The 24864-nt window shown below is 57.5% G+C and carries 24 protein-coding genes and 1 riboswitch; of the genes, 10 read left to right on the forward strand and 14 right to left on the reverse strand.

Annotation, left to right across the window (positions count from 1 at the left end):
- Window positions 1-158: 158 nt before the first annotated feature.
- The 5 genes from MWU51_RS14835 to MWU51_RS14855 form a co-directional block, all read right to left on the reverse strand.
- Complete coding sequence (locus tag MWU51_RS14835) at window positions 159-779, reverse strand: queuosine precursor transporter (RefSeq protein WP_247038407.1); 621 nt, start codon at window positions 777-779, stop codon at window positions 159-161.
- 72 nt (window positions 780-851) lie between these two features.
- Window positions 852-1799 carry an esterase-like activity of phytase family protein gene (locus tag MWU51_RS14840; protein ID WP_247038409.1) on the reverse strand — a complete coding sequence of 316 codons (948 nt, stop codon included), beginning with the start codon at window positions 1797-1799 and terminating at the stop codon, window positions 852-854.
- On the reverse strand, window positions 1772-2617 hold the full coding sequence (gene mepA / locus MWU51_RS14845; RefSeq protein WP_247038870.1) for a penicillin-insensitive murein endopeptidase: 846 nt from the start codon (window positions 2615-2617) through the stop codon (window positions 1772-1774). The genes MWU51_RS14840 and mepA overlap by 28 nt, the downstream gene beginning before the upstream one ends.
- 59 nt (window positions 2618-2676) lie before the next feature.
- On the reverse strand, window positions 2677-4041 hold the full coding sequence (locus MWU51_RS14850) for an MFS transporter (RefSeq protein WP_247038411.1): 1365 nt from the start codon (window positions 4039-4041) through the stop codon (window positions 2677-2679).
- 56 nt (window positions 4042-4097) lie between these two features.
- Entirely contained in the window at window positions 4098-4628 is a 531-nt protein-coding gene (locus MWU51_RS14855; RefSeq protein WP_247038413.1) for an acyl-CoA thioesterase, read from the reverse strand.
- A gap of 126 nt (window positions 4629-4754) precedes the next feature.
- On the opposite strand from MWU51_RS14855, the gene MWU51_RS14860 reads away from it, so the two are divergent.
- The 3 genes from MWU51_RS14860 to yaaA are packed head-to-tail and all read left to right on the forward strand — an operon-like array spanning window position 4755 to window position 7910.
- Complete coding sequence (locus MWU51_RS14860) at window positions 4755-5042, forward strand: YggT family protein (protein WP_247038415.1); 288 nt, start codon at window positions 4755-4757, stop codon at window positions 5040-5042.
- Window positions 5043-5101: 59 nt separating this feature from the next.
- Entirely contained in the window at window positions 5102-7147 is a 2046-nt protein-coding gene (recQ, locus tag MWU51_RS14865; protein WP_247038417.1) for a DNA helicase RecQ, read from the forward strand.
- 1 nt (window position 7148) lies between these two features.
- A complete protein-coding gene (gene yaaA / locus MWU51_RS14870) occupies window positions 7149-7910 on the forward strand; it encodes a peroxide stress protein YaaA (RefSeq protein WP_247038419.1) in 762 nt (253 codons plus the stop codon).
- On the opposite strand, the gene MWU51_RS14875 is transcribed toward yaaA, so the two are convergent.
- Together MWU51_RS14875 and MWU51_RS14880 are read right to left on the reverse strand one after the other, a co-directional pair.
- A complete protein-coding gene (locus MWU51_RS14875) occupies window positions 7907-10126 on the reverse strand; it encodes an ATP-binding protein (RefSeq protein WP_247038421.1) in 2220 nt (739 codons plus the stop codon). The genes yaaA and MWU51_RS14875 overlap by 4 nt on opposite strands.
- 138 nt (window positions 10127-10264) lie before the next feature.
- Window positions 10265-11017, reverse strand: a complete 753-nt coding sequence (locus MWU51_RS14880) for a cell cycle transcriptional regulator TrcR (RefSeq protein ID WP_247038423.1) — start codon at window positions 11015-11017, stop codon at window positions 10265-10267.
- Between the two features lie 148 nt (window positions 11018-11165).
- Here MWU51_RS14880 and MWU51_RS14885 point away from each other — a divergent pair, with 148 nt between their 5' ends.
- Together MWU51_RS14885 and MWU51_RS14890 are read left to right on the forward strand one after the other, a co-directional pair.
- Window positions 11166-11807, forward strand: a complete 642-nt coding sequence (locus tag MWU51_RS14885) for a ribonuclease T2 (protein WP_247038425.1) — start codon at window positions 11166-11168, stop codon at window positions 11805-11807.
- Between the two features lie 192 nt (window positions 11808-11999).
- Window positions 12000-12632: a hypothetical protein gene (locus MWU51_RS14890; protein WP_247038427.1), complete on the forward strand. Its 633-nt coding sequence runs from the start codon at window positions 12000-12002 to the stop codon at window positions 12630-12632.
- Window positions 12633-12729: 97 nt separating this feature from the next.
- Here MWU51_RS14890 and MWU51_RS14895 read toward each other — a convergent pair whose 3' ends face one another.
- Window positions 12730-13716, reverse strand: a complete 987-nt coding sequence (locus MWU51_RS14895) for an NAD(P)H-quinone oxidoreductase (protein WP_247038429.1) — start codon at window positions 13714-13716, stop codon at window positions 12730-12732.
- Entirely contained in the window at window positions 13709-14401 is a 693-nt protein-coding gene (locus tag MWU51_RS14900; protein WP_247038431.1) for a COQ9 family protein, read from the reverse strand. Before MWU51_RS14900 ends, MWU51_RS14895 begins: the two co-directional genes overlap by 8 nt.
- Before the next feature lie 109 nt (window positions 14402-14510).
- Here MWU51_RS14900 and rpsU point away from each other — a divergent pair, with 109 nt between their 5' ends.
- Window positions 14511-14717: a 30S ribosomal protein S21 gene (gene rpsU, locus MWU51_RS14905; protein ID WP_091427324.1), complete on the forward strand. Its 207-nt coding sequence runs from the start codon at window positions 14511-14513 to the stop codon at window positions 14715-14717.
- 90 nt (window positions 14718-14807) lie between these two features.
- Here rpsU and MWU51_RS14910 read toward each other — a convergent pair whose 3' ends face one another.
- From MWU51_RS14910 to MWU51_RS14920, 3 genes are read right to left on the reverse strand one after another with little or no spacing between them, the layout of a single operon-like run.
- A complete protein-coding gene (locus tag MWU51_RS14910) occupies window positions 14808-15725 on the reverse strand; it encodes an ornithine cyclodeaminase (RefSeq protein ID WP_247038433.1) in 918 nt (305 codons plus the stop codon).
- Window positions 15722-16363 carry an HAD family phosphatase gene (locus MWU51_RS14915; RefSeq protein ID WP_247038435.1) on the reverse strand — a complete coding sequence of 214 codons (642 nt, stop codon included), beginning with the start codon at window positions 16361-16363 and terminating at the stop codon, window positions 15722-15724. Before MWU51_RS14915 ends, MWU51_RS14910 begins: the two co-directional genes overlap by 4 nt.
- A gap of 47 nt (window positions 16364-16410) precedes the next feature.
- Window positions 16411-16779, reverse strand: a complete 369-nt coding sequence (locus tag MWU51_RS14920; RefSeq protein ID WP_247038437.1) for a response regulator — start codon at window positions 16777-16779, stop codon at window positions 16411-16413.
- A gap of 187 nt (window positions 16780-16966) precedes the next feature.
- On the opposite strand from MWU51_RS14920, the gene MWU51_RS14925 reads away from it, so the two are divergent.
- From MWU51_RS14925 to MWU51_RS14940, 4 genes are read left to right on the forward strand one after another with little or no spacing between them, the layout of a single operon-like run.
- A complete protein-coding gene (locus MWU51_RS14925; RefSeq protein WP_247038439.1) occupies window positions 16967-17338 on the forward strand; it encodes a DUF1636 domain-containing protein in 372 nt (123 codons plus the stop codon).
- Window positions 17335-18282: a threonine-phosphate decarboxylase CobD gene (gene cobD / locus MWU51_RS14930; RefSeq protein ID WP_247038441.1), complete on the forward strand. Its 948-nt coding sequence runs from the start codon at window positions 17335-17337 to the stop codon at window positions 18280-18282. The genes MWU51_RS14925 and cobD overlap by 4 nt, the downstream gene beginning before the upstream one ends.
- Window positions 18279-19196, forward strand: a complete 918-nt coding sequence (gene cbiB / locus MWU51_RS14935; RefSeq protein ID WP_247038443.1) for an adenosylcobinamide-phosphate synthase CbiB — start codon at window positions 18279-18281, stop codon at window positions 19194-19196. The genes cobD and cbiB overlap by 4 nt, the downstream gene beginning before the upstream one ends.
- Before the next feature lie 45 nt (window positions 19197-19241).
- Window positions 19242-20426: a lytic murein transglycosylase gene (locus MWU51_RS14940; RefSeq protein WP_247038446.1), complete on the forward strand. Its 1185-nt coding sequence runs from the start codon at window positions 19242-19244 to the stop codon at window positions 20424-20426.
- Between the two features lie 43 nt (window positions 20427-20469).
- On the opposite strand, the gene MWU51_RS14945 is transcribed toward MWU51_RS14940, so the two are convergent.
- A complete protein-coding gene (locus tag MWU51_RS14945) occupies window positions 20470-20937 on the reverse strand; it encodes a YbjN domain-containing protein (protein WP_247038448.1) in 468 nt (155 codons plus the stop codon).
- A gap of 63 nt (window positions 20938-21000) precedes the next feature.
- A complete protein-coding gene (smc, locus tag MWU51_RS14950; protein ID WP_247038872.1) occupies window positions 21001-24456 on the reverse strand; it encodes a chromosome segregation protein SMC in 3456 nt (1151 codons plus the stop codon).
- A 203-nt stretch (window positions 24457-24659) separates the two neighbouring features.
- Window positions 24660-24860: riboswitch (cobalamin riboswitch) on the forward strand.
- Window positions 24861-24864: the final 4 nt, after the last annotated feature.

The following is a 24864-nucleotide window of genomic DNA, read 5'->3' on the forward strand; positions in this document are numbered from 1 at the left end:
CAATAAGATCCGCATTCCTCACCGGGGGCTGCCCCGGAAAGTCGCGACCTAGATTGTCCCGGCACCTCGCTCCGTTGTATCTCTTGACATGGACACCTCCTTTCTCGCTGTTGCTATATCTAGGAGGTTGCCACAGATTTTGCGTTTGTCAAAACTTTTCACGCAGGATTTGGTGAAAGTTTCGTAACGATGAGGCGAAATGGAACCAGTGCGACCAGTGCAATCGCCATTTTTACCAGCCAATCAGCCACCGCAAGCGAGATCCAAAGCGGGGCATCCGGGCCGCTGCCAAGCATCGGCAGAAGCTCGTTTGCCCAGCCAACATCATTGCCGGGTTCAAGGAACATAAGACTGGCCGAAAAGGCGATGGTGAAGAAGATCGCCGTGTCCACTGTGCCGCCGATGATGGTGCTGGCCACAGGTGCACGCCACCATTTTCCGCTCCGCAGTCGATCAAAGATGGCAACGTCCAGAAGTTGCGCGGTCAGGAATGCAAGGCCAGAAGCCACCGCGATGCGCAAGGTTACCAGCGGTCCGAATTCACCAATGATCTGCGTGCCGATGAAGCTGCAAATCACGCCGGTGACGAAACCTGCAAAGACAACCTTGCGTGCAGCCGATGGGCCATAGACGCGGTTCATCACATCGGTGACAAGAAAGGCGAAGGGATAGGTAAAGGCACCCCAGGTCAGCCATTGGCCGAACAAATGTTGCACCAGAATGTTTGACGCCACCACAATGGCGGCCATGGCGATCACGCCAGGAAGGATACGGGTCATGTTGTTGGTCCGTTTTTGCAAGGTTGCGGAGACTTGGCTCCCATCTGACGGGAACGGACTGCATTTAGCGGCTCAATCGCCAGTGATCAAGAGTTCTGTTTTCAAACCTGCCCCATCGGGAACGACATATTCGACAATTTCTGTAACCTGAAAAAACTTGAAATTGTCGTCAGACACCATGGTCAGGCGGATTAACCCATCCTGATCCTGCCAGACTGCCAGCCCCTCAAGATTGTCATGTGCGCCAACTTCGGTCTGAAGCAAGATGGTTTCGTTTGTCAGGTTGTCTTGAGTCATGTCGAACCGGCGAACACGGTTGGTGAAGCCGAAAATGCTGCTCAAGTGGCGCTCTAAAACATAAAGGCGTCCGTCAGGCCCGACATCTGCCCCAACAGGCACATAAGGCCGGTATCGGGGAAGGGTGAATGGCTTTTCCCAAGTCGTCGCCCCCGGTCGCAGGCGATATACTGGGTGTGGGTTTTTTTGACTTCCGTTCCCTTCGGGGATCACAAGAATCGTGCCGTCAGGCTGCACGGCAAGCGCCTCGAGCGCCGAGTTGGCAACCATCTTTTTGGTTGCCGGGTTTTTTGGCAGGTCACGACCTTTCTCCTGCCCGGTCTTGTACTGAACGATGCGGTGGCGAATTTCGAAACTTACATAGACTGTGCCATCAGGTGCTACCGCCAGACCTTCACTATCCGTCCAAATGCCTTTGAGCGGGTCGCCGCGCGGTGAAGTCAACTTCTTCAGCGGCCCGTGTGCGACCTTCTTGATCATTCCGTTCTTGCGCACAAATTTACCGTGCGTGATATGCCCTCGATCGGTCAGCGCGACAAAGGTTTCGCCATCGTCGCTGACCTCAATCGCCGAAAATCCGCCAAACGCCGCATCATCCCCGCCATACCATCGGGTTGCCGACACCAGTTTGGCCTCGGATACCGTCTGTGCACCGAGGTCAACGGTGTAGACACCGATAAGTATTGCCAGCGCCCCTAGCGCGACGACAAGACGGAGCGACATTGTTTCGGTAGATCAGCAAGCGTCAAAGGCCCGCGCGGTTTGCTTGGTTTCGGCGGTTTGGGCGGTGGCGGTTTGGGATGCAGGATGTCATTGACCCAGTTCACCGCATCCTGACAGCCATCACCGGGCGGCGGGGGCGCTTGATTGACACATCCGCGCATTCCTTTTGGACATCTCAGGCGAACATGGAAATGATAGTGGTGCCCATACCATGGGCGGATTTTCCTCAGCCAATTGCGGTTGCCCTTTTCGTCCTTACACATCTGAACCTTTGCGCCGGGAAAGACGAATATCCGCGCCACGCGCTTGTCTTTGGCGGCGGCCTTCAGAATCTCATGATGGGCACGGGTCCAAGATTTGTTGACAAACGCACCCTTGGCACGCCGCAACGAAATGGACGAGATGCTTTCGCGTTGGTTGGCCGACAGGTTCAGGCGCTTAGCGGGAAGCATCCAAATGTCTGCGTCCAGCCCGATCTGGTGGGATCGGTGGCCGGTTAGCATCGGACCGCCACGCGGTTGACTGAGATCGCCAACATAGAGACCGTTCCAACCCGGTTGCTTTGCTGCTTTGCGCGACAAATCCTTGATGAAATCAATCAGCTCTGGGTGTCCCCAGTTGCGATTGCGAGACAAGCGCATGGCCTGCCATGTGGGTCCGGTTTGTGCAAGCTGTTCGCCCCCGGCCAAACATCCCTTGGCATAAGACCCAAAGGGTGCGGATTGCTGGGCAGAGCCTGATCGCTTCGCGCCAAACAACTGCTTTGCCGGGGTTTCGGCCAATGCGTTAACCGGGGCCGCCATCGCTCCCGCCAGCATCAGCGCGCCGATCAGAAGTGAACCACGAATGTACTTTCCAACCATACTTTTGTCGCCTCTCACTGCTCACCCTCTGGTTTAACCCAGATCAAAAGGAAAAGCCCTAATGCAAACAACCCGATCAGCGGAGACACGCCGAGTCGTGCACTGCCCGTCATCGTTGTGAACCATGCGATCAAAGCAGGGGCCATGAACGCTGTGGCGCGCCCCGACAGACCGTACAGCCCGAAGCTTTCGGTCGGGGCCAGGGGATCAGCATGGCGCACCATCATTGATCGGCTGGCTGATTGCAGCGTGCCGCCCATACCTCCGATCAGCATGCCGCAGCCAAAGAAAATGATGTCTGGGATGTTTGATCCATCGGGGAGCGTGATGCCAAAAATGGACTCGCGCGTCATGTTCACAATCAGAAAACAGACCGCCATTAGAACGAGGATGGATCCGATGATCACCGGCTTGGGGCCGCGCTTTCGGTCAACCCGCCCGCCCAACCAGCTGAATCCTGCGGCGGCAAGACCCGAGATGATGCCAAAGACACCGATCAGGACAATCGACCAGTTCAGAACGAGGCTCGCATAAACCCCACCAAACCCATAAAGGCCATTCAATGCGTCGCGATAGAACATCGAGCTGCCAAGATAGGCCGCAAGGCTTTTCTTGTTCTTCAGTCCCCGAATGGTCCGGCCAAGAATAGCGAAAGCGCCAGAAAGACTGTATTTTGCTGCAGGTCTGGGAAGGTCTTTCACCCACAGCGCATAGGGGATCATGAAAATCATGAACCACACGGCGACAAATGGGCCGACAATCCGTGTCCCTTCACGCGCTTCGGCATCCAGCAGGCCTAAACCGGGGGGCAGCCCGATCAACGTCCTGCCGCTGGGCTGTTCGACAAACAGGGTCAGCATGATCGCCAATGCCACCAAGCCTCCGATGTATCCGAAAGCGAAGCCAGAGCCCGAAATCTCACCAACCTGATCCTGATCAGCAAGGCTGGGCAGTTGCGAATTGGTGAAAACCAAAGCGAATTCGGCCCCGATGAAACCCAGGGCAAACATTAACATCATGGCCCATAAGTTTGATCCATCTGGTTGGGTCCACCACAATGATCCTGCGCCGATGACATACAGCAGGCTGAAGACCGCAACCCATGGACGGACCCGCCCGGCGGTGTCTGCCAGCGCGCCCATGATCGGCGCGCCAAAGCCGACGATCAGGCCAGCCGCCGCCAAGCCCCACGACCAGATACTTTGCGCTTTCGCATCTGCGGCTTGCTCGACCAACCCTTGCCCCATGAAATACTCGGTGGCGATGGCGGCGAAAAACGGGCCAAAAATGAAGGTAAGAAGCAGAGTGTGATAGGGTTGACTGGCCCAATCGAACCAAAACCAGCCCCATATTCGCTTGCGCGTTGAAATCTCTGCCATGCCTGCTCCCTGTTTCCGATGATCAAACAGCGAAACCAGCGCGCGGGCAAGGGGTGTCATGCCTCGGGTGGCCAGGGTCGCTGAGCCTCGGCGTCGATCCACGCTTGCACCCATTGCGGCAATACAGGCAGCGGTCCGTCATAGCCCAATGCCTCAACCACGCGAGCGGTGGGCACGATCCCATTGCGATCTGTTACCGCCGATCGATAGACGATCTGGTTCGCGCATTCGCCACCCAGCCACATGCTTTGTTCGATATAAATAAACCGGTCACCCCAACCCACCACACGGCTGCGCATTTCGATGCGAACAAAGGTGCGCACCCGCTTGCGATACCTCACAGAAGCGCCTGCCATGGTCAGACCCCAGCGATTCTTGATCAACATTCGGCTCAGACCGGTGCGTCCCGCCAATGGAATGCGTCCGAGGTCATAGAGCGTCAGCGTGCGCCCGTTGTTCAACTCGCGCCACAGGTCGATATCCCACGGCCAGCACATGTGATGGCTGACATGCGTGCCGGTGATCGGCAGGGGTTTGGCCCTAGCGTTGATGATCAGCTCTTTGAACATGCGAATGAACGGATACATGGAGGCTCCTTCTGGTTGTGTTTGACCTGCCCATGAGTCCTAGAAACGTCAACCGAAACCACGCGTCACCCTTGCCCTACCCAGTAACCTTCCCTAGATGGAACGGACAACCCGAAAGGAGCCCTTATGCAGTCGCTGTTTCAAATCCTGATGCTGATCGTGGATATCGCCTGGTTTATCCTGATCGCGCATATCGTGATGTCGTGGCTGATTAATTTTCAGGTGCTGAACCTGCGGCAACATATTGTGGCACAAGTCTGGTACGGGCTGAACCGGCTGCTGGAACCTGTCTATTCCCGTATTCGGACCTTCCTGCCGCAGATGGGCGGATTGGACTTTGCACCATTGGTTGCCCTGATCGCACTTTATGCGATCCGGATCATTCTGATCAACAACGCGTCGGCATTTTACTAAGCCCCTTGTCCCTAGCGGTCGCACATGGGATTGTGCTCTCAAAACACCGAGCAGCACACATGCCCCGTGATCTGGACCTTCTGAAATCCGTTTTCGGTTTCGATGAATTTCGCCCCGGACAGGCCGAGATTGTCGACGCCGTTTCGCGTGGCGAAAACACCTTGGCCATCATGCCGACCGGCGGCGGCAAGTCGCTGTGCTATCAATTGCCCGCCTTGCTTCGTGAGGGTGTTACTGTCGTGATTTCCCCGCTGATTGCCCTGATGCGCGATCAGGTGCGCGGGCTTCAGGCGGCGGGTGTGAATGCTGGTGCGCTGACCTCGGGCAATACGCAGGAGGAAACCGACGCGGTGTTCGAGGCGCTGGCGCAGGGTGCGCTCAAGCTACTTTACATGGCGCCGGAACGGTTGGCATCTGGTGGCACGTTGAACCTGTTGCGCAACGCAGGCGTGACCTTGATCGCTGTGGACGAGGCGCATTGCGTCAGCCAATGGGGCCATGATTTCCGCCCGGACTACCTCAGGATCGGAGAGCTGCGGCGCGCCCTGAATGTGCCCCTTGCTGCCTTCACCGCGACGGCAGACGAAGAAACCCGCGTCGAAATCATCCAAAAACTGTTTGACGATGCGACGCCACGCAGCTTTCTGCATGGCTTCGACCGCCCCAACATCCACCTTGCCTTCGCCGCCAAGGACATCCCCCGCACTCAGATTCTGAACTTCGCTGCGGCCCGCAAAGGGCAGTCGGGTATCGTCTATTCTGCCACCCGCGCCCGAACCGAAACGCTGGCTAAGGCGCTGCAAGACGCAGGCCACCCCGCGGTTCATTATCACGGCGGCATGGACGCCGATGACCGGCGCGAGGTCGAGCGCAAGTTTCAGCAAGAGGACGGGTTGATCGTTGTCGCGACAGTCGCCTTCGGCATGGGCGTCGACAAACCCGATATTCGTTGGGTTGCCCATTCCGACCTGCCTAAATCGATCGAGTCATATTACCAGGAAATCGGTCGCGCCGGTCGGGACGGTGCGCCCGCCGATACCCTGACCCTGTTTGGTGCGGATGATATTCGGTTGCGGCGGTCACAGATCGACGAAGGTCTGGCCCCGCCCGAACGGCGCGCGGCCGATCACGGCCGCCTGAATGCCCTTTTGGGTCTGGCTGAAGCGCATGGATGCCGCCGCAAACAGCTTCTGGCATATTTCGGTGAAGACACCACACCGTGCGGAAACTGCGATCTGTGTTCGACGCCGCCAGACCTGTTTGACGGCACCGTGGATGTCATGAAGGCGCTGTCGGCCATATTGCGTACTGGTGAGTATTTTGGCTCGGGCCATCTGATAGATATCTTGCGTGGCAATGTTACGGATCGTATTCGTGACAGAGGTCATGACGGTCTGCCAACATTCGGCGTTGGAAAGGATCACGACAAGCGCCTGTGGCAGGCGATTTTCCGACAGATGCTGGGGCTGGATCTGGTGCGGCCTGACCCAGAGCGTCACGGTGCGCTGCGGATCACCGAAAAGGCTCACCCGGTGTTGCGGGGCAAAGCGCAGGTCGAACTGCGGCGTGACACGCTGAAATCAGGGAACCGCCGGCCAGCGGCAAAAATGATGGTTGCGGAGGAGGACGCCCCGCTTTTGTCTGCCTTAAAGGCAAAGCGTCGCGCCCTTGCTGAAGCTGCTCGCGTCCCTGCCTATGTCGTATTCAATGACCGCACACTGATCGAGATGGCCGAAAAACGGCCCGTGGATCTGGATGAAATGGCGCGCATCGGCGGTGTCGGTGCCAAGAAGCTGGAAAGCTATGGTCGTGCGTTTCTTGAGGTGATCAATGGCGATACGCCTGATCTTCATCCGCACCGGCGCAAGCTGGCGGGGCGCGCAGCTGGGGGTCTGTTCGACCAGTTGCAAGTCGTCGCGACTGATCTGGCACGGGGAGAGGACGGCACCGGAAAACATCTGAGTGTAACCGCCACCACTTTGCGCCAAATTGCCGAACGCAAGCCGACGACGATCAGTGGTCTGGGCCGCATTCAAGGGATGGGTGACCAGAAGGTCGAGCGATTTGGCGCTGCTTTTATCGACGTGCTGACGGAAGGGAAATGACATGTTGGTTGTCGTGTCGCCAGCCAAACGGCTGGACGAAAAACCTGCAAAAAGGACAGACGGGACACGTCCTGTTTTTCAGGATAGGGCAGAGGTTCTTGCCGGGACAGCGCGCAAGCTGTCGAGCAAGGATCTGGAGCGCCTAATGCACATCTCACCCGCGTTGGGCGCACTGAATGTCGAGAGGTTCACAGCCTTTGGCAGCGGGACGGGCGAAAAGCCCGCGATCGAGTTGTTCGCAGGCGATACCTATTCTGGGTTGGATGCGGCCAGCCTTGACGACGATGAACTGCGTTATGCGCAGGAACACTTGTGCATTCTGTCGGGACTTTACGGCCTGTTGCGTCCTAAGGATCAGATAGCTCCGCACCGGCTAGAGATGGGCACGCGGATGAAAAACCAGAAAGGCAAAAACCTTTATGAGTTTTGGGCTGACAATATCGCAAACGAACTGAACCAGCGAGCGGAGGACACATCCAGCGATATCCTCGTCAACTGCGCCTCGGTCGAGTATTTCTCAGCGGTTGATCGGGACGTGCTTGGTTTGCGGGTCATCACACCGCAGTTTCTGGAGATGAAATCGGGCAAACCCAAAGTGGTCAGCTTCTTCGCCAAGAAGGCACGCGGATCCATGGCACGGTTCATTGTGCAAAACCGTGTGCGTGACGCTGAAACCCTGAAACACTTTGATCTGGGTGGATACAAATATCAGCCCGACATCAGTGAAGGCGACACATTGGTCTTTTTGCGTGACGAAACCTAGCAGCAGCTTCCCGGCAGCGGGCATCGTGCGTCGTCCGGGCAATGTGTCAGAATTTCGTGCAGGATTTCGGGTTTTTTCAGCGGTTTGGTCAAATGCTGATCAAGCCCATGTGCAAGGATGTCGCGATCGTCACCGGTCAAAGCATGTGCCGTCAGTGCGACAACGCGGGTCCGGGGCAAACCTTGATCTTGTTCAAGCATTCGAATGCGCCGTGTGGCCTCTTTTCCATCGACCTCGGGCATCGAGATATCCATGAAGATGATGTCGGGTTGGAGCCTCAGAAAAGCTTCGACCGCTTCTATGCCGTTGCCGACAAAGTGAAGGTCGATGTCCAGATCTTTCAGCAGCTTCGTAAAGACCAACTGGTTGGTCTTGTTGTCCTCAGCCGCAAGAACGCGCATTCGTCGAAGGTCTGATCTTTCCAATGCGGTCAACAGCAAAGGCGTGTCATTGCCAACCTTTGCCACCAAGGGCACGGGGTCTGTGGGCCGGCTGCCTATCTGATTGATGATCTCAAACACCGTGTTTCGGGTCAGGGGCAATTGCAAAACGCGCGTAGCGCTGGCGATGTTGTTGCTCTGTTTTACGGTCGTCGAATTGGGCGCGGTCAAAAAGATGATCGGTGCGGTTGGGTTCTGTGCACGCAACATCTGAACGAATGGTATTCCATCCTGCGTGTGCGCTTTGGCGCTTTGTTCGTCGACCAGAATTAAGGCGGCCCCCTGCACGGATGCTTTGGATGGGCTGAGCGGGTCATATAGTTTGGTGCGCAATCCTGTCGCTTCGAACCGTTTCTCAAGCACAACTCGGTTCAGGCGGTCTTCCATCGCTATGACCACCCATCCGGCGTTTCGGGATAGCTGTGGTGGCTCGGTGGTTTCTATGACAGGAAGCGCTATGTGAAATCCGAAGCATGACCCGACACCTTCCTGACTGTCGACCCAGATTTCACCGCCCATCAGTTCTACCAACTGAGAAGTGATGGCAAGGCCAAGTCCTGTCCCCTCAAACTTACGATTGCGTTCCGTGTCGACCTGGTTGAACTCGCCAAAGATATGGCCTTGCATGTCTTCGGGAATACCTATGCCGCTGTCTTCGACCGTGACGTGAACCTGTTGTGTTTCGCTATCACTTAACGGTAGCCCAACGGCGCGTACCAATACATGCCCTTCGGAAGTAAATTTGACGGCGTTTCCGATCAAGTTTGTCAGAATCTGACGTATCCGCACGACGTCACCAACGAATTTTGACGGCATGAACAAATCAAAATCCACGATCAACCGAATGCCTTTTTCCTGCACCGCAGGCTGCAACAGTGTCACGACGTCCAGAATCACACGCTCCAGATCAAATTCTTCAAGTTGCAATGTCAGTTTGGCGGCTTCGATCTTCGAATAATCGAGCACGTCATTGATGATGGTCAGTAACGCTTCGCCTGATTGGCGGATTGTGTCTACATACAGGCGCTGTTCGTCATCCAAGTCGCCTTCGGCCATGATCTCTGCCATCGAAACCACACCGTTCATCGGTGTGCGAATCTCATGGCTCATATTGGCAAGAAAGGTTGATTTCGCACGGTTGGCCGCCTCTGCCCGGTGGCGCGCATCTCTCAATTCGGCTTGATATTTAATCGTCTCGGTAATGTTAAGGCCCAGGCTGACCATATCGCCATCGCGCGAGCGTCGGTCGACCATTTTGATATGGGTTCCGTCCCACAGGCGCAAAACAACAGGATCGCGTGACGGAGCACGCCATCGGGCCAGCATCATGTCGCGCCAGGCAAGAGGTCGCATATCGCCGATGTCGACAATCCCCTCATCGGTCGCGATATGCAATATCTCGGTATAAGGGATGCCGGGGACCACGCAGCTTAACCCGTCAAACGGTTCTAGATAGGCGCTGTTGGCGGCAATCATCCTGTCCGATTGATCAAAAACGGCAAACCCATCTTCGATGGTTTCCAGCGAATCCCACAACCGCCGCTTCGCGATCACCACTTCTTCATTGGCTTTCTCGAGATCTGCGCGAACCTGTGAGTTCTCGCCCTTGATCTCTTCGACCGCGACGCGTGTTTCGATGATCTCGTCCGACAAACTCAACGCGTGTTGTGAAAGAACGCGATTCGCATTTGTCAGCTCTGCCTGTTTCTGCGCTAGAAGACGTTCAGCGGCCATTCTGGCGCGCCGTTCCTGTGCAAGAATATCTTCGATTTTCATCCCCGGTTCTCCGAGTCACCTGTTCCGTAAGGCACAGCATCATCGAACAGGGTGAACAGGGTCTTAACGGAGGATCAGAAAAACGAAGTTCAATAAAGCCCCGGCATCAGGCCGGGGCTTTGATCGATCCGGGAGGGATCATTTTTTGTCGTCGTCGTCGTCATCGTCATCATTGTCCGGCAAATTGAAGAAGCTGTCCGCATCGGGCAATGCGTCTTCTTTCTCATCATCGGGTGCGCCAGACAGCGTGAACGTCTCAAGCCCCTCGATGGCGCTGGGAATCTTGGGCTCTGGGTCCATTCCAAGGCTTTGCTCGGTCGACACCAGCTTGCGACGCTCGTCATCAGACATCACGCCGCCTTCCTTCGCCTTTTTGGCAGCGGCTTTCTGCACCGCCAAGTCCAGTTCGCTTTGCTTGCAGAGGCCCAAGGCCACTGGGTCAATCGGTTCCATATTCTGGATATTCCAGTGGGTGCGCTCGCGGATAGACTGAATGGTTGGCTTGGTGGTACCCACCAGTTTCGAGATTTGGCTATCGGCCAGTTCCGGGTGGAACTTTACCAGCCACAAGATCGAATTCGGACGGTCCTGACGCTTGGACAGCGGAGTATAACGCGGGCCGCGGCGCTTTTCTTCGCCCGACGCTGCCGCATAAAACTTCTGCTTCAGCTTGTGCAGCGGGTCTTTCTCGGCCTTCTCGATTTCGCTTGCGTCCAGTTGGTTATTTGCCACCGGATCGAACCCTTTAACGCCGGTCGCCACATCGCCATCAGCAATGCCCTGAACTTCCAGCTCGTGCAGGCCACAGAAATCGGCGATCTGCTTGAAGCTGATCGTCGTGTTGTCCACCAGCCAAACGGCGGTAGCCTTTGCCATGATCAGTTTGCTCATCTGAACACTCCTTCGAAATTGACCCCGGATACAACTTTCCCGCGCCCTGGCTGGGCTGCCTGTGTCGCGGGGACATTATCAGGCCGGTTTCCGTTGTCGGGGAACTTGAGGCCTATATAAGGGGGAAGAAGGAAAGAGGGAAGGCAAAATGCGACAGGTTCTAATCGGTGGCATTCTCTGGCTGGTTTCGGCGTTCGCAGTATGGGCGGATGGCGAGCAGGCCGGCGACTTTGATTATTACGTCTTGTCGCTCAGTTGGTCGCCCAACTGGTGCGCTGTCGAAGGCGATGCGCGCGGATCCGAACAGTGCGACCCCGACCGCGATCTGGGTTGGGTTGTGCATGGGCTGTGGCCGCAATTTGAGCAAGGCTGGCCAAGCTATTGCCGCACATCCGCACGCGCGCCGTCCCGCAGCCTGACCAACGCGCAGGCGGACATTTTCGGTACCGGCGGAGCTGCGTGGTATCAGTGGAAAAAACATGGAGTCTGCGCCGGGTATGAGGCTGCAGAATACTACGACCTGGCCCGGCGAGCGTATGACATGGTGAACCGCCCCGCGGTGCTGCGCAAACTGACGGATCCCGTTCGCCTGCCCGCGTCCGTGGTGGAGGAAGCTTTCCTGCAAGCCAACCCTGACTGGCACCCCGACATGCTGACTATCACCTGCAAGGGCGACCGCATTCAAGAGGCGCGCCTGTGCCTGACGAAGGATCTTGAGCCAAGAGTATGCGCGCGGGATGTTCGCACGGATTGCCGGGCGGGGAAGGCGTTGCTGGAGCCGGTGCGGTAGGGGGTGGGCGTTAAGAGCGGAGTTTGATCTGAAGTCGGGATTGAGTCCAGAGCCGACGATGAAAGGCTAAGCATACAAGAATCAATTCACTAACCGATGGTGCAAGTGGGTCGACATCGGATAACTGCCTCATCAGATTGCCAGAACGGCTAGCTACGACTAATCTACCGTTGAAGAAACAGTGAGGCACAAATGGCAGAAAGCGAGCACGCAATCGCCTCCAAATACAATGGGTCTTCCCGCTCGGACATAAACCGAGCTTCTGGAGCAGCGCTTCACCAATATGCGCACTTAGAGACTCAATTGGACGGAATCTTCGAGTTTGCGGTTGGTGCAAGAGATGCTGGGTTTGTGAACCATAAGAGAGTTTTGGTAGCAAATTTTGCGTTTGCAAAAATATTCAACCCAGACGTAAAAATGCAAGTTATTCGCATGTGTTTAGACACCTATTTGACTGATATTTCTCCGGAATTTTCTAAATCGCTTATAAAAGAGTACAAGGCGCTGACAAAAGTAAGAAACCTAATTGCTCATGGAACCGTATACGTATCAAACTTCGATAGCATTGAGAGGCACTGCTTGGTTACGCCTCGCGGTGGAATAAAGGAGAATTCCCTTTTCCCAGAAAGCCTCGACGAGTTCATTAAGCGCGCACAATTCTCCTTTTATCTTTTTGTCATAGTGCGTGACAAAATGCTTGGCCAAGAATCCAAATGGCTAAAATCTGGCGACCGCGATGTGGTCTTTGATGGGAAGGTTGTCTATCCGCCGCCAAAAACGCACCCGATCATGTCTGTCTGGAATGGCCCTTCCACACCCGCCTGATCATCTCTTTTGATAATCAAGGAGCAATTCGTCCTGTGGCAGCTTCGTCCCGCATACCGGCCATTCGGAAACACACAGGTCAAGCCGAGCATAACCCCTAAGCCCCAACCTCCAACACAATCTTCCCGATATGCTGGCTGGTCTCCATCCTTGCATGTGCCTTCGCGGCGTCCTCCAGCAGGAAGGTCTGGTCCATCACCGGGTCGACGCGGCCGGCATCCAGCAGGGGCCAGACCTTGTCGGCCAGTTCCTTGGCAATGCGGGCTTTGGCAAGGTCGGATTGCGGGCGCAGGGTTGAGCCGGTGATTGTCAGGCGTTTGGCCATGATCATGGCGAAGTTGACCTCGGCCTTGGGGCCGGACAGGAAGGCGATGTGGACCATGCGGCCCTCGGTGGCCAGGCACTTGATGTTGCGCGCGATATAGTCGCCGCCCACCATGTCGAGGATCAGGTTCGGGCCGCCCTCAACCTTCATCACCTCAACGAAATCTTCGGTCTTGTAGTTGATGGCGCGCTCGGCCCCCAGATCACGGCAGACAGCGCATTTTTCATTCGTTCCAGCCGTGGTAAACACCCGCGCACCGAATGCGTTGGCCAGTTGGATTGCGGTTGTGCCGATACCGGAACTGCCGCCATGCACAAGGAAACGCTCGCCCGCTTGCAGCCCGCCGCGCATGAAGACGTTGGACCAGACGGTGAAGAAGGTTTCCGGCAGGCAAGCGGCCTCTTTCATGCCCATACCGTCGGGTACGCGCAGGGCGTGGGCGGCGGGCGTTGTCACGTACTCGGCGTAGCCGCCACCGGGCAGAAGCGCGCAGACCTTGTCGCCCACGGCCCATTGGGTCACGCCTTCGCCTACCGCCACAACCTCGCCCGAAGTTTCAAGGCCGGGTAGGGGGCTGGCGGTTGGGGGCGGTGCGTATGATCCTGCCCGTTGTAGCGCATCCGGGCGGTTGACGCCCGCAAAGGCCACACGGATCAGTATGTCACCGGGGCCGGGTGTCGGGATCGGCTGTTCAGACAGTTGCAGAACCTCGGGCCCACCGGGTTCCGTGATCTCGATTGCGCGCATGGTGTCAGTCATTCTTTGCCCCTGTGTCTTCCGGTTCCCAACGTCCCGGGTAATTCGGATTGGGTCCCCCCGGCGCCTTGATCGAGTCCAGTATCTTACCCGGCCCGGACATGAACGCCTTGTAAAGCGCGCTGTCGCGGGCTTGGCCCTTGATCTTCTCAATCTGCATCACATCGTCAATGCGGCGATCCAGAAAGGCCCAAGTGGCCTCGTTCCCTTCGCTTTCATCGCCCAGCCAGAACAACACGACGGATGAATAGACCGCCGACAGCGTGGCGCGTTTCGTGTACCAGTTCAGGTCGGTCGATTTGTCGCCCAAGGTTTCCCAGATCAAGCCGCAAGTCTGCCAAAGCGCGGCAGCACCGTCGCCTGCATTTTGAGGAAAGGCAAAGAACGCCATGCCTTTGCGTACAAGCTCCTTATCGGCAACCTCTAACCGATAGCGCACACCGGCCGCGATTCGGTCGCGAAACCGCATACCATCCAGGTCGGCGGCTTTCAGACGGGCCGCCATGTCGGCATCCCCTTTGCGGTGATACGCCAGCGCCAGATCCAGCGCGCCGCGCGGAAAAATCGAGCGGGCTTCGGCCTCAGTCATGTCGCAATCCTGTGCGGATGCGATCAGGGTGGCATCGCTCCACCCATCAAAGGGGACATGGGCGATGGCTGCGTCAAGCAATCGGTCTTTGTCGGTCATAGTGGGTTCCTCGTATGTGAGGTGAAACTGGACAAGTGGCGGAATGGCTGCTAAAGCGGCGCTTCCTGCAATTCTGCAAACTCTAACTTAGAAAGGTGGTGACAACCACATGCAGGTTTCGGTACGCGATAACAACGTAGACCAAGCGCTTCGTGCGCTGAAGAAGAAACTTCAGCGTGAAGGTGTCTTCCGCGAAATGAAGCTTCGGCAACATTTCGAGAAGCCCTCCGAGAAAAAAGCGCGCGAGAAGGCGGAAGCTATTCGCCGTCAGCGTAAGCTGGCTCGGAAGAAAGCACAACGCGAAGGTATGATGTAAGTCATCCCCAAGCGACCCGGTGGGTGGGTTGTCAACCGCTCGCCAAAAACGACCCCCGCAGCAGCCGCTTCGGGGGTTTGTTTTTTAAGGCTATTGCTCCGCGCGCCACGCATCCAGAATGTATCGGCTGGTCATAAGATCCAGATGTGCCCCGCCGCCGTTCTTATAAAGCGTGATATCGTCGAGTTGGCGGTCGAACACGCCGTCCTTGTGGTCGTAAAGATCGCCCTGCACGTCATCCCGCACAATTACGCCACGCGCCAGCGGGTCCTTGAATTCACCAATATGGTCCAACACAGTTTCACGGCTATCCACAAACAGGCGCGCCCGGGTCAAAGCCGTGTCATCGGCTTCGCGCATGTCCGGTCGATAGGCGCCGATCAGGTCCAGATGCTGCCCCGGTTGCAACCAGTCGCCCTTGATAAGCGGATTAATGGTCATGGTTGCTGAAGTGATGATGTCCGCTTGTGCCAAGCCGTCCTCAAGCGAAGCGACAATTTCGGTCTTGTCGCATTCATCTGCAAACTTCTGTGCGCCTTCGGGGCTGCGATTCCAAATCAGGAACCGAGCATCGGGAAACAGCGCGCCATAGGCGTCACGCAGGTTGCTCCCGACAGTGCCCGCGCCAACGATCAGGATCACCTTGCTGTCGGGCCGCGCCAGCAGTCGCGCGCCCAGCACACTATCACCGGCGGTCTTCCATTTGGTGACCAAATGGAAATCAACAATTGCATCCAGCAACCCGGTGACATCGTCATAAAGGTTCACTGCCCCGTGGATCATCGGCTCGCCCCGCGCGGGGTTGCCGGGCATGATGTTAGCAGTCTTCACCGCAATCCCCAGCCCGTCGATCCATGCCGAACGGGTCAGCATCGTATCTTCGCCACGATACAGGAACGTGTCGCCGATTTCGGCTTTGGGGCGGGTGTGACCTGCAAGCAGCGCGTCGGTCAGTGCGCGCCAATCCAGATGGGCTTCGGCCTCGAAGGGGATCATGGCGGGTGTCACAGGTCGGCCTCTTCTATCAGTTCACGCGCGATCAGGTGATCAGCCCATTTTCGGGCCGAGGTAAAGTGATGTGTCTGCCAGCCGCGCGCATCTGCGGTGGCAATGTTCTCGGCCCGGTCATCGACGAACAGCAACGCTTGCGGGGTATGCCCGCAATCAGCTTCCAGCATGCCGTAAATCTGCGCATCGGGTTTTGCCACGCCCATATGCCCCGACAGATAGCGGCGGTCGAACTCTGACAGGAATCCGAACTTCTCTTTGGCCAGCACGAAGGGCTCGCGGCCGAAATTCGACAGCGCAAAAACGGGATATCCGCGCCGCTTCAGCGCGCGCAGGGTCTGCACCGACAGGTCGATGGCAGGCTGTGCCATGTCAAGCCAACGGTCATGCCACCAACGGATTTCCTCACGATATTCGGGGTTTGCTTTGGCGAAATCATAGATGGTCTGTCGAAATGCCCCGCCACGATCAACCAGATCATTCATCGCATGCAGATCAAGACTTTCAAACATCTGTAGACGGCGCTCACGTCCGATCCACTGGTCATATAGGTCTTCTGGTTGCCAGCGGATCAACACGTTTCCGATGTCGAACACGACGGCACCTATGGTCTGGGGGGATGCAGTATCTTTGATCATGTCCAGACCCTAGCGAAGCCTGTTCACGGCGCAAGCGGCTTTGCATGCTATCTGTTGTCTGCGGCCCCGTGGAAGGCGATGACATTGACCAGATCCTCAGACGGGATATCTGCCGACACACAGGCATGGGCATTGGTGGTAAGATTGAAAATTGACCCGTCCGAGAAGAACGTGCTTGCGGTCACAAAGACCACGCGTGCTTGGGGCAAGCGAAAGGCCACATAATCGGCAAGCGCAATGCTTTTCCTATCATCAAATGCAGCGTTCAGGACGACGACATCAAAACGTTGACACTCCAAAAGATCGATAGCGTGGGCCGCGTCGCAGGCGCATTCAACATCTATCTGTTGCCGCAGCAAGTGGCTGGCCCAAAGTTTAGCCAGCTCGAGGTTGGTTTCGACGATTAGCACCCTCATCTTATGCACTCCACCTTTCAGGATCGCATGAACAAGCGTGCATATCTACGACGAAGCACGGAAAAGGTTAATGGCCAAAGTGCTGTGCCGCTGAAAGGATGCCGTGCCCGATGCACCAGATGCCGCATCCGCCATTGTGTTTCGTCTGATTTTCCGGTTCAAACCCCAGCAGGACAAGGAGCGCGACATGACCACCTGGATCACAATCTGTGACACATGCAAACGCGAAGGCTGGGATGCGACTCGCAACCCGCTGACGGATGGCGAGGTTTTGGCCGCCTTGATCGAAGAGCGCGCGTTAGACACGGTGATCAGAACCCGCCGAGTGTCGTGCCTGATGGGGTGTGATAACAGCTGTAATGTGGCCATTCAGGCAGATGGCAAGCTGTCCTACACATTGGGCAAGTTCGATCCGACGGACGAGGCCGCACAGGGTGTGGTTGACTATGCCAAGGCCCATGCCGACAGCGCATCGGGGCAGGTGCCTTATCGCGAATGGCCGCAAGCGGTGAAGGGACATTTCGTGACGCGCCATATGCCATTGCCCGACGACGAATGATCCAGATCGGATCGATACGCGATCATGGCGGCGGGCTGGATGCGGCTATGGCCCAGTATGGTGGCGCGCGCGCAGATTGGCTGGACCTGTCCACGGGGATCAACCCCGTGCCGTATCCAGTGGGCGATGTGCCGTCTTATGCATGGGAAAGCCTGCCGGACAAAGCTGCGTTTGAGAAACTAGAGGATGCTGCCCGCCAGTTCTGGTCGGTTCCCAAGGAAGCGGCAGTCCTGGCCGCTCCCGGTGCCTCGGCCTTGATCGCGCGCATACCGTCCCTATGCCCGGCCGGTCAGGTTGTGATCCCCAGCCCGACCTACAATGAACATGCCGCTGCTTTTCGGGCAGAGGGGTGGGCAGTTTCCGAAGAGGGACGTGCCGACGCCTGTGTGATGGTTCACCCGAACAATCCCGACGGTCATCTGTGGGCGCAAGCTGACATTGATCGGTCCATGACCGTGATTGATGAAAGCTTCTGCGATGTAACGCCTGGTGCAAGCCATATTCACGCTGCCACGAAACCCGGCGTCCTGATCCTGAAGAGTTTCGGTAAGTTCTGGGGCTTGGCCGGGCTGCGGCTTGGTTTTGTGATTGGCGATCCTGTTCTGATAGCCCGTCTGAAAGAATCCATCGGACCTTGGCAGGTGTCAGGTCCAGCGCTTGCCATCGGTGCGCAGGCTTTGTCGGATCTGAACTGGGTCAAGGACACCCGGAATCGTCTTGCCGCCGACACCGCACGGCTGGACGCTTTGATGACGGGCAGTGGTGCCACTTTGGTCGGTGGAACTACTTTGTTCCGCCTTTTTGATGTCGACAATTCAGCGGCGTGGCAGCAGCGTTTGGCCAAGCAACATATCTGGTCACGGATCTTTCCGTATTCCGACCGGTGGCTAAGGCTGGGACTGCCACCGACCCGCGGTTGGTCACAATTGGAAAGCGCATTATGAGTGCGCCTCTGATCCTTGCCCTCGCCCTCCTACTGGATGCCTTGTTTGGTGAACCGGAATGGCTGTGGAAACGTGTGCCGCACCCCGCTGTCCTGATGGGGCGGGCGATCGACTGGCTGGATGAAACCTTCAACAAGGGTGACAAGCCAATGGCCAACGGGGCGCTGGGAATGCTCGCTCTCTGTGTGATTGCAGCAATGATTGGCTGGATCATTCAAGATGTGTCTTTCGGTGGAGTGCTAGAGGTGATCGTGGTCGCCATCTTGCTGGCGCAAAAATCGCTGTCGCAGCATGTGCAGGCAGTGGCGGATGCGTTGCGGCAATCTGTCGAACAAGGTCGCAGCGCGGTTAGCCAAATTGTGGGGCGGGACTCGGCCCAGATGGATGGCCCCGCCATATCCCGAAGTGCCATTGAAAGCGCGGCAGAAAACTTTTCGGACGGTGTCGTGGCGCCCGCTTTCTGGTTTCTGGTCGCAGGCGTGCCGGGCATCCTGATCTACAAACTGGTCAATACGGCCGACAGCATGATCGGCTATCGCACCCCGCGCCACGAGGCGTTCGGAAAATTTGCCGCCCGGCTGGACGATGTGATGAACTGGATACCCGCACGCATGTCGGCACTGCTGTTCATGGCCAGTCGCCGTGTCTGGAAGGCTTGGCGTGTGATCCTTCGCGATGCGCCCTTGCACCGGTCCCCGAATGCAGGGTGGCCCGAAGCCGCGATGGCCGCGACGCTGGGCGTGGCCCTGTCCGGCCCGCGATCATATGAGGGTGAGATGCGGAATTTCCCATGGGTCAATGCAGAAGGCGCACGCGACATCGGCCCAAAAGAAATCGACCAGTCCGTTGACCTGTTGTGGTCCGGTTGGCTGTTGATGTTCGGTTTAGTGATACTGCTTGTGGTTGTCACCTAGGGTCATTCAGGTAACGTGCACCCAAGTCCCAAACGAGGTTGCACCATGCACAAGATTCTGACCGGCGCCACATTGGCGATTGTTCTAAGCGCCGCGCCGTCCTTTGCCCAGATTGTGAAATGTGGTGGAGGGTTCAATGAATTCACTGCTGCGATGAAAGCCGAAGCGATCAATCGCGGGCATTCACGATCGACGGTCGATGCTTTCTTTGCGTCCGCCCGGCAGGACCCGGCCACCATCAAGGCGGATCGGGCACAGGGTATTTTTCAACGGCCCTTTATTGATTTTTCGCGTCGCCTGATCAGCAATGACCGGATGGCGCGGGGCAAGTCGATGATGAAGAGATACGACAGTGTGTTTGACAAGATGGAGCAGACCTACGGTGTCAGTCGGGGCGTCCTAACAGCGTTCTGGGCGTTTGAAACCGACTATGGCGCAGTGCAGGGGGATTTCAACACGCTGAATTCGCTTATGTCACTGTCGCATGACTGCCGTCGCCCCGAACTGTTTCAACCACAAGTCTTTGCCGCGTTGCAGCTTTTCGAAAAGGGCAGCTTCAACCCCAAGACTTCGAAAGGGGCTTGGGCGGGCGAGATTGGCATGGTGCAGATGCTGCCAGGCGACATTATCGAAGCGGGCGTGGACGCCGATGGTAATGGCTCGGTTGATCTGCGCACATCTCCCGCGGATGCTCTTTTGTCAGGGGCAAATATGCTGCGCAAGCTGGGTTGGCGCGCGGGCGAGCCCTGGTTGCAAGAAGTGACCGTTCCTCAAGATCTTGACTGGTCGAAAACCGGGCTGAACACGAAGCTCAGCGTTGCAGAGTGGGTGGGTCTTGGCGTGAAGCCGCGCGATGGGTCGTTTGGCGCGTCCGACCTACCCGCGTCGATCCTTCTGCCGCAGGGGCGCAAAGGGCCAGCCTTCATGGCCTATCCGAATTTCAACGTGTATTTCGAATGGAACAAAAGCTTTGTCTATGTGACTACCGCTGCCTATTTCGCGACACGGTTGGAGGGGGCGCCGGTATACAATGCGGGTAACCCGGATCCGGCGTTCTCGGGCCAACAGATGAAAGCGCTTCAGGAAAAGCTACAAGCGCGTGGGCACGATGTGGGCAAGGTCGATGGCATCTTGGGGGCAATGACCCGTGCCGCAATTCAGAAAGAACAGATCAGACTTGGCTTGCCTGCTGACGCATGGCCGACTGCGCAGTTGCTGAAAGCGCTGTGATTTCTGTTGCCGATACAAAGGGAAAGCAGGGCCGGGAAAACGATCAAGAAAGCTCGGCTTCGAAGCTTTCAACCAGCTCGGTCCAGATGTCGAACATCTCGTCAAAATCGCCTGAATCGACACCGGCGTTCCCAGTGTAAATATCGTACTCCAGCTTTTTTCGCCCGTCGGCATCCTGATACACACGACCATAGCGTTGATCTGCATTCCAAGTATTCAATGCCTCGGGTGAGATTTCGTTTTCGGCGGTGTAGCCAGCATAGAACTGAATCGAATTGCAGTTGGTGTTGTCAGAGCAGCCATAAAAGAAGATGGCGAAAGTCGTGCCATAATACTGAAGTTCGATCATAGGATCGCCGACGCTGTCTTCGGTCAGCGTGGCAGGGGCGCCAATATCTTGAAAATAGGACAGAACGGTTTGCGGATCAGACGCTTTGATTGGGTCAGAAAGAGCGCTGGTCGCCAGACCCCTCGCTAACACGAAGGACGATGCAAATGTTTGAAAAATCATGAATTTACTCCCGCTCTATTTTCATGATCCTAAAAGAGATCGACAGATCACGCAACGCGTCGATCAGGCAACCAAAGCTTCGGCTTTTTTCAGGTCGACACTGACCAGCTGGCTGACACCCATTTCGGCCATGGTCACGCCGAAAAGCCGATCCATGCGCGCCATGGTGACAGCATGGTGAGTGATGATCAGGAAGCGGGTGTCGGTGCGACGGGTCATTTCATCCAGCAGGTCACAGAATCGCGTGACGTTTGCGTCGTCCAGTGGCGCGTCGACTTCGTCCAGCACACAAATTGGTGCGGGGTTGGCCAAGAACACAGCGAAGATCAGCGCCAGCGCGGTCAGCGTCTGCTCGCCGCCTGACAACAGGCTGAGGGTCGATAGTTTCTTGCCCGGTGGCTGGCACATGATCTCCAACCCGGCGTCAAGCGGGTCGTCGCTTTCGACCAGAACCAGCTTGGCTTCGCCGCCACCAAACAGATGTTTGAACAGGTTGCCGAAGCTGTCATTCACCTGCTCAAACGCGGTCAGCAGCCGTTCGCGACCTTCCTTGTTCAGGCTGGCAATGCCGCTGCGCAGCTTCTTGATCGCCTCTTCCAGATCGGTCTTTTCTTTTAGCAGCGTGTCGTGTTCTTCCTGAACTTCCTTCGCGTCTTCTTCGGCACGCAGGTTTACCGCCCCCAACGAATCGCGCTGGCGTTTCAGGCGGTTGACGTCATGTTCGATCTGCTCCGATGACGGCATCTTGTCAGGATCGGCATCCAGATTTTCCAGAAGCGCATCGGGCGTGGTTTCCATGTCTTCGGCGATCCGTTCAACTGCATAGGTGACGGTTTCGCGGGCGGCATCTGTGCGGGCTTCGGCACGGGCACGTGCTTCGCGTGCCTCGCCTGCAGCGCGTTCGGCATCCCGTTCGGCATTGGTCGCTTCACGTTCTGCGGTTTCCGCCTCGGCCAGCTTGTCGGCGGATGCTTTGCGACGGGTTTCAGCTTCGCCGATCGCGTCTGCCAACTCGTCCCGTTTGGCGGCCAAGGCATCTGGGGCTGCACTGGCTTCGTCCAGTTCGGCTTCGCTGTCTGCCTTGCGTTGATCCAACTCGGCGATCCGTTTACCCGCCGTTTCAAGGCGATGTTTCCAGCCCGAGACTTCTTTGGTGATTTCCTGACTCCGACGGGTCCGGGCCTCTCCTTCACGCCGCAATTCGTCATGAGCCGAGCGTTTGGTCATCATCGTCATGCGCGCGGCTTCGACCGCCATCTTGACGTCCTCGACCTGCGCCCGCGCCGCATCCAGATCGCCCAGATCGGCCATGCCGCGTTCGGCTTCGATCAACCGCTGACGCGCGCCCATGGTTTCCTCTTCATGGCGTTTCAGCGCCATGCTTAGATTTTCCAGCTTGCCGCCCGCGATGTTGCGATCCGCTTCGGCACGCGACAAGGCGCGGTTGGCATCTGCCATGGCACGGTCCGCATCGCGGCGTACGTCCCGTGCATGCTTGTCAGCCTCGGTTGTTTCAACCAGTCGCGCCTTAAGCGTTTCATGCGCAGACCGCGCGCCATCTGCGCGGGCTGATGCATCTTCAAGGTCTTGTTTCAGCTCTTGCAACCGGTTCAGTTGCTCAAGGCGTAGGGCTGCCGTTGACGGTTGATCTTCTGCACCGGCGCGGAACCCATCCCAGCGCCACAGATCCCCTTCCATTGAGACCAGCCGCTGGCCAGGCTTCAACTGGGCCTGCAAACGCGTGGCTTCTTCGGTTTTGACCAGACCAATCTGGCTCATCCGGCGGGCCAAAACTTCGGGTACGGTTACATAGTTTGACAGTGCGCTGACCCCGTCGGGCAACGATTGCGCCTGTGCATAAGCCGGAAGTGAGGCCCAACCAGACGGCGCATCCCCATCAACCGCGGGTGCGCGCAAGTCATCGGCCAAGGCCGCGCCAAGTGCTTTCTCATATCCCGCCTTCACCCGCAGATCGTCCAGAACCTGACCACCTTCGGACGCATCGCGTTTCACCAGTCGTGCCAATGCCTGAACTTCGGCGTGCAGTGCGTTTACTTCACCTTCAGCAGCCGAGCGGGCGGCGCGAGCGTCGGCTTCGCGGGCCTGAGCATCCGCACGTGCATCGTCGGCGGCAGCCAAGGCTGCTTCGGCGTCTTCGGCGGCTTTGGCGGCGGTGGCCTCGGCGGTCTTGGCGGTGTCATGGTCCACGCCGGCCTTATCCAGCGCGGCTTTTGCCTCGTCCATCGCGGTGCGGGCGCGTTCGGCCTCGGCTTCACTTTTTTCCAGCGATTTTCGGCTGTCGTCCAGCAAGCGGTGGGCCGATTGGTAACGGGCCGACAGGCGGGCCACATCTTCGGTCAGTTGCGACAGGTCGCCTTCGCGTTCCTGCAAGATCGCCGCACTGTCGCGGGCATCGGCGTTTGCTGCCTCGACCGCCGCATCGTGCCCGTCAGAGGCCTTCGCAATCTGCGCCTGTTCCCATTCCAACCGCTCGATCGTCTCACCCGCGTCCTTGTTCAGCCCGCTTTCCCGTTCCATATCGCGTGTCAGCTGCTCAATTCGTGCGGTCAGCGTTTCGATGCGCTGTCGGGCCTGTGCCTCTTGATCTGACAACTGGTCACGCTGCACCTGAAGGCGCTGCAAAATCGCGGCGGCGACAGCCTCTTCCTCGCGCAGGGGGGGAAGGCGATCCTCGGCCACTTGCCGGGCTTTGGTGGCAGCGCGTGACGCGCCTTCGGCAGCGGCCGCGGCTTTCACACGTTCGGTCAGTTGGGCTTCCGCCTCGGCGCGGGCGCCGTCCGCTTCTTTCCAGCGGCGATACAACAGCAACCCTTCGGCGCGGCGCAGATCGTCCCCGATGGTGCGATACCGGGCCGCTTGCCGCGCTTGCCGGGCCAGTTGCCCTAGTTGCGAGGCCAGTTGCTCGATCACATCATCGACACGCGAAAGGTTTGTTTCGGTGCCCTTCAGCTTCAACTCGGCTTCGTGCCGCCGTTGATAAAGGCCCGAGATCCCGGCTGCTTCTTCCAGAATACGCCGCCGCGATTTGGGTTTGGCGTTGATCAGTTCGCTGATCTGCCCCTGCCGTACCAGCGCAGGCGAATGCGCGCCTGTGGACGCATCGGCGAACAGCATCTGCACATCGCGTGCGCGCACGTCCTTGGTATTGACCTTATAGGCCGACCCCGCATCGCGAGTGATCCGACGCACGATCTCAAGGTTATCGTTGTCATTGAACCCGGACGGGGCTAGCCGCTCGCTGTTGTCCAGAAGCAGCGCGACTTCGGCAAAGTTGCGGGCGGGTCGGGACGCGGCGCCGGCGAAGATCACATCTTCCATCCCGCCGCCCCGCATCGCGGTGGGGCGGTTTTCGCCCATCACCCAGCGCAGGGCTTCCAGCAGGTTCGATTTCCCGCAGCCGTTTGGCCCGACCACGCCTGTCAACCCGTCCGCGATCACCAGATCGGTCGGGTCCACAAAGCTTTTGAAGCCATTCAGTCGGAGTTTCGAAAACCGCAAGCGGCCTGCCTCATCTTTTGATTCTTCTTGAATACGGAGTTTTCCGGCGGAATTGGGGTGAGTCAACGGCAGACGTCGATATGTGGGTGTATTTCGCGGGTTATCCACAAGATATTGCACCTGACTGCGTCGTGTCGCCCATCGTTTGCCGTCAAACCTACCCATCGGGTCGGTTTCCGTCTTGACCCCGCCAAGCCCGACGCGGCAAACAAGTCCGGCATGGTTCCCATTGGGACATGAGGGAATGCAGCGGAGGCGACCCAATCCGGGGCCTGATGCTGCAGCCGCCCCCGCGACTGTAAGCGGAGAGCACCTGCACAATGCCACTGGCCAGATAGGCTGGGAAGGCGGCAGGGGCCTCGACCCGCGAAGCCAGGAGACCTGCCATGCAAGAAACGCAACTCACCC

It is taken from the genome of Aliiroseovarius sp. F47248L, assembly GCF_023016085.1.
In the GTDB taxonomy this organism is placed as follows: domain Bacteria; phylum Pseudomonadota; class Alphaproteobacteria; order Rhodobacterales; family Rhodobacteraceae; genus Aliiroseovarius.

What these genes read in the sequence shown, in the direction of transcription:
- rpsU (WP_091427324.1), top strand. Translation starts at nt 14,511, where the DNA reads ATGCAGGTTTCGGTACGCGATAACAACGTAGACCAAGCGCTTCGTGCG.
- MWU51_RS14835 (WP_247038407.1), bottom strand. Translation starts at nt 779, where the DNA reads ATGACCCGTATCCTTCCTGGCGTGATCGCCATGGCCGCCATTGTGGTG.
- MWU51_RS14860 (WP_247038415.1), top strand. Translation starts at nt 4,755, where the DNA reads ATGCAGTCGCTGTTTCAAATCCTGATGCTGATCGTGGATATCGCCTGG.
- mepA (WP_247038870.1), bottom strand. Translation starts at nt 2,617, where the DNA reads ATGCTGGCGGGAGCGATGGCGGCCCCGGTTAACGCATTGGCCGAAACC.
- MWU51_RS14925 (WP_247038439.1), top strand. Translation starts at nt 16,967, where the DNA reads ATGACCACCTGGATCACAATCTGTGACACATGCAAACGCGAAGGCTGG.
- cbiB (WP_247038443.1), top strand. Translation starts at nt 18,279, where the DNA reads ATGAGTGCGCCTCTGATCCTTGCCCTCGCCCTCCTACTGGATGCCTTG.
- MWU51_RS14885 (WP_247038425.1), top strand. Translation starts at nt 11,166, where the DNA reads ATGCGACAGGTTCTAATCGGTGGCATTCTCTGGCTGGTTTCGGCGTTC.
- MWU51_RS14945 (WP_247038448.1), bottom strand. Translation starts at nt 20,937, where the DNA reads ATGATTTTTCAAACATTTGCATCGTCCTTCGTGTTAGCGAGGGGTCTG.
- MWU51_RS14940 (WP_247038446.1), top strand. Translation starts at nt 19,242, where the DNA reads ATGCACAAGATTCTGACCGGCGCCACATTGGCGATTGTTCTAAGCGCC.
- MWU51_RS14915 (WP_247038435.1), bottom strand. Translation starts at nt 16,363, where the DNA reads ATGATCAAAGATACTGCATCCCCCCAGACCATAGGTGCCGTCGTGTTC.
- MWU51_RS14850 (WP_247038411.1), bottom strand. Translation starts at nt 4,041, where the DNA reads ATGGCAGAGATTTCAACGCGCAAGCGAATATGGGGCTGGTTTTGGTTC.
- MWU51_RS14895 (WP_247038429.1), bottom strand. Translation starts at nt 13,716, where the DNA reads ATGACTGACACCATGCGCGCAATCGAGATCACGGAACCCGGTGGGCCC.
- MWU51_RS14880 (WP_247038423.1), bottom strand. Translation starts at nt 11,017, where the DNA reads ATGAGCAAACTGATCATGGCAAAGGCTACCGCCGTTTGGCTGGTGGAC.
- recQ (WP_247038417.1), top strand. Translation starts at nt 5,102, where the DNA reads ATGCCCCGTGATCTGGACCTTCTGAAATCCGTTTTCGGTTTCGATGAA.
- MWU51_RS14855 (WP_247038413.1), bottom strand. Translation starts at nt 4,628, where the DNA reads ATGTATCCGTTCATTCGCATGTTCAAAGAGCTGATCATCAACGCTAGG.
- cobD (WP_247038441.1), top strand. Translation starts at nt 17,335, where the DNA reads ATGATCCAGATCGGATCGATACGCGATCATGGCGGCGGGCTGGATGCG.
- MWU51_RS14840 (WP_247038409.1), bottom strand. Translation starts at nt 1,799, where the DNA reads ATGTCGCTCCGTCTTGTCGTCGCGCTAGGGGCGCTGGCAATACTTATC.
- MWU51_RS14875 (WP_247038421.1), bottom strand. Translation starts at nt 10,126, where the DNA reads ATGAAAATCGAAGATATTCTTGCACAGGAACGGCGCGCCAGAATGGCC.
- MWU51_RS14920 (WP_247038437.1), bottom strand. Translation starts at nt 16,779, where the DNA reads ATGAGGGTGCTAATCGTCGAAACCAACCTCGAGCTGGCTAAACTTTGG.
- MWU51_RS14900 (WP_247038431.1), bottom strand. Translation starts at nt 14,401, where the DNA reads ATGACCGACAAAGACCGATTGCTTGACGCAGCCATCGCCCATGTCCCC.
- yaaA (WP_247038419.1), top strand. Translation starts at nt 7,149, where the DNA reads ATGTTGGTTGTCGTGTCGCCAGCCAAACGGCTGGACGAAAAACCTGCA.
- MWU51_RS14890 (WP_247038427.1), top strand. Translation starts at nt 12,000, where the DNA reads ATGGCAGAAAGCGAGCACGCAATCGCCTCCAAATACAATGGGTCTTCC.